This window comes from Emticicia sp., from assembly GCF_049241225.1.
In the GTDB taxonomy this organism is placed as follows: domain Bacteria; phylum Bacteroidota; class Bacteroidia; order Cytophagales; family Spirosomataceae; genus Emticicia.
The window spans coordinates 2,626-6,060 of the sequence record NZ_JBMLRC010000215.1 but is presented as its reverse complement, the minus strand read 5'-3'; the positions used below and the strand labels follow the sequence as shown (position 1 = coordinate 6,060).

Below are 3,435 nucleotides of genomic sequence, written 5' to 3'. Positions count from 1 at the left end.
GAATCAACCCAACAATGGCACCTGTGCCATTGGCAGAAGGAGAAAAACAAGGCGTTGAGTTTCTTCAAAAAGCGGGTATCAAATCAATCAAAGAATTGCGAGCTATGTCAACTCGTGATATTTATGAAATTTATAACGAATCGAAGCGTTTTGGTTTCCCGATTGTGATTGATAATTATTTCTTGCCAAAAACTCTTCCACAAATTTTTGCAGCCAAAGAGCAAGCACAAGTACCATTATTATTGGGTTGGAATTCGGCCGAGATTCCTGGTGGAGCATTTATGTTTGGAATGCCAAACACAACCGAAAACTTTATTACGAGAGTAAAAAAGGAGTATCCGAACGATGCCGAGGAGGTTTTGAAATTGTATCCTCACAGCAATGAAAAAGAAGTTGAACTTTCGGCCACTCAATTGGCATCGGATAGATTTATCTCCTACTCTACTTGGAAATGGTTCGATTTACACCGTAATAATTCTACGCAACCTGTGTATCGTTATTTATACAGCAAAATCCGTCCAGATTTAGTAGATAAATCATTGGCTTCGGGCTTAGCTGGCGGTACAGTAAGAGCTGACGGAAGCACACCAAGACCAAAAGCCATTGGAGCTCCGCACGCTTGCGAAATTGAGTATGCAATGGGAAATCTTCACCGTGTAAAAGACTATGCTTGGACAGCCGATGACTATAAAGTATCAGACACGATGCTGAATTATTTTGCCAATTTCATCAAAACGGGCAATCCAAACGGTGAGAAATTACCTGAATGGACAGTTGCAAAGTCGGGCGATAGTACACCACCTGTAATGATAATTGATACCGAATCTCGCACCGAAAAATCAGCAATTGATGCTCGCTATGAGTTTTTAGATAAGGCGTATAAGAATAAATAACGTTACAAACGTCGGCAGTGTTTTGAACCCTGCCGACGTTAAAACTTCAATAACATGATAACAAGACGAGAATTTCTTAAAAATACTTCACTTCTTGCTGCTGCCGCAGCTGTTACACCTATTTCGGAAGTGATGGCGACATTAAAAAAAGAAAACAAATTGGGTATCCAGCTTTTTTCTATTCCCAAAATGCTCTCTGAAGATTTTATGGGTGGCATCATGATGCTGCAATCGCAAGGCTATAAAGAACTTGAACTTTTCGGACCGTTTCCCTTTAGTGCCGAGAAAGCAAAAAAAGGTTGGGAAGCAGCAGGTAAAATGCTTGGTTTTTCGGGAAGTGGCTATTTTGGCAAATCGGCTAAAGAAGTGAAGAAAATTCTTGACGACCACGGCATGAGTTCCCCAGGCACACATACTGACCTTGATACTTTGGAGCAAAATATGGGAGCTTTAGGCGAAGCTGCGAGTATTTTGGGACATAAATACGTTACCCTCCCTGCCATTCCAGACGACCGCCGCAAAACGCTTGACGACTACAAAAGAATAGCAGAGGCATTCAATAAAATAGGTGCAGAAGCAAAAAAGAACGGAATCAGATTTGGTTATCATAATCATGGCTATGGCATCAAACCAATGAATGGACAAATTCCGTTACAAATCATTTTAGATAATACTGACCCCAATTTAGTATTCTTTGAAATGGATATATTCTGGACAACCTGCGGTGGTGCCGACCCAATTGAGTATTTATCGAAGTATCCGAATCGATACAAAATGCTTCATTTGAAAGACATGAAAGAGAAAAAACAATTTGCTGGCGATGGCGGCGGCATGGGCGATTGGATGCCAATGTTTTCGTTAATGGCTTCGGCTGGCGATGGGGTGCTTGATTTACAGGGAATCGTGAAAAAAGCTAAAGAAGTAGGCGTTGAACATTTCTTTGTAGAGCAAGACATGGTTGGCAATCCGCAAGTGGCCTTGAAACGTAGCTCAGATTATTTGACAAGCAAAATATAAATTGTTCTAAAATTCATTGCCGTCTGCTTTTGCTGACGGATTTCTTAAAATTAAAAACAATTATGGCTTTAGCCCAACCTCAACAGTATTAATTTGGACTAAAGTCATAATGTCTTTTTGTTTCTCTCTACCCGTCAGCTAAAGCAGACGGCAATGAAATAAGTTTCAAAATCCCTATGAAAACCTTACTTACAAGCCTTTCTCTATTGTGTATTTTGTTATCTGCAAATGCTCAAAAACAAATCTTTCTCTACGAAGGAAAGCCCGCTGGCTCAGAAAGCTGGACCTGGGAAGAGGCCGTTTCGGAGAAAAATATCTTCAATACTAAAGTCGTTTACAACGTTTCTCGACCTTCTATTACGGCTTACGTTCCCGAAAATCCTAATGGTACAGCCATTGTGATTGCCCCAGGTGGTGCCTTTCATACACTCTCAATCGATAGTGAGGGTATTGAGGTGGCCAAATGGCTCAATGCCAGAGGTATTACGGCCTTTGTGCTAAAATATCGAGTTGCTCGTAGCTTTACAGACGACCCTGCGAAAGAAATAATTGGTAAAATGAGCAATTTCAAAGCACTTGATGAAGAAAATGCTCCCATTGTGCCGCTTGCTACGCAAGATGGCATGAAAGCCATAAAATATATTCGTGAACACGCCTCTGAATATAAAATTGATCCTAAAAAGGTAGGTTTTATGGGATTTTCGGCGGGTGGAACACTCACGATGTCGGTAGTTTACAGTGCAGATGATGCCACTCGTCCAAATTTTGTAGCACCCATTTACGCTTACGAAAACGCCATCATTGGTTCAAATATGCCTAAAGAAAAAACTCCGATTTTCGTAGCCGTTGCGGGCGACGACCAACTGGGTTTTATGCCACACAGTATCAATATTTACAAAAAATGGTTTGATGCCAAACAACCAGCCGAACTACATATTTATGAAAAAGGCGGACACGGCTTTGGCATGAGAAAAACCAATACATCGAGCGAAGGTTGGATTGAAAATTTTGGCAACTGGCTCAAAATGCAGGGGTATATGAAATAATTACCACATAAAATATTTCAAAAACTGAGTAAATAAATCAATTCGACTGTGAAAAAGGCATTATCTCTCCTACTTATTCTTATTTCTCTCCTTGGTTTTTCTCAAAAACCACGTACTATCGTAACAACCGATGGTGAGATTGACGATGTAGATTCTTTTATTCGTATGCTACTTTATGCCAACGAATTTAAGCTCGAAGGCTTGGTTTATAGTAGCTCAATGTGGCATTACAAGGGTGATGGTAAAGGCACGAAGTTTACGTCTGAGATGGAAATGACGCAAAAAATGTACGGAGCAAAAACTGACCTCCGCTGGCCAGGTGTAACTTGGATGCAAGATTTAGTGAATGCTTACGAAAAAGTTTATCCAAATCTTACGAAACACGCATCTGGATACCCTACGGCCAATCAACTACGAAGCCTAATAAAAGTAGGAAATATTGATTTTGAAGGTGAAATGGAGAAAATCACCGAAGGCTC

General features: G+C 40.5%; 4 protein-coding genes. All 4 read left to right on the top strand.

Annotation, left to right across the window (positions count from 1 at the left end):
• The coding region (locus ACOVO2_RS12105; RefSeq protein WP_421770224.1) for a carboxylesterase family protein at nt 1-893 on the top strand (893 nt) is incomplete at its 5' end.
• Between the two features lie 54 nt (nt 894-947).
• Nucleotides 948-1,910: a sugar phosphate isomerase/epimerase family protein gene (locus tag ACOVO2_RS12100; RefSeq protein WP_421770223.1), complete on the top strand. Its 963-nt coding sequence runs from the start codon at nt 948-950 to the stop codon at nt 1,908-1,910.
• 176 nt (nt 1,911-2,086) lie between these two features.
• Nucleotides 2,087-2,956, top strand: coding sequence for an alpha/beta hydrolase (locus ACOVO2_RS12095; RefSeq protein WP_421770222.1), 870 nt, complete (start codon nt 2,087-2,089; stop codon nt 2,954-2,956).
• Between the two features lie 48 nt (nt 2,957-3,004).
• On the top strand, nt 3,005-3,435 hold a 431-nt coding region (locus ACOVO2_RS12090; RefSeq protein ID WP_421770221.1), incomplete at its 3' end, for a nucleoside hydrolase-like domain-containing protein.

Excerpts from the sequence above, each read along its gene's own strand:
- ACOVO2_RS12100 (WP_421770223.1), top strand. The coding sequence starts at position 948 with ATGATAACAAGACGAGAATTTCTTAAAAATACTTCACTTCTTGCTGCT.
- ACOVO2_RS12095 (WP_421770222.1), top strand. The coding sequence starts at position 2,087 with ATGAAAACCTTACTTACAAGCCTTTCTCTATTGTGTATTTTGTTATCT.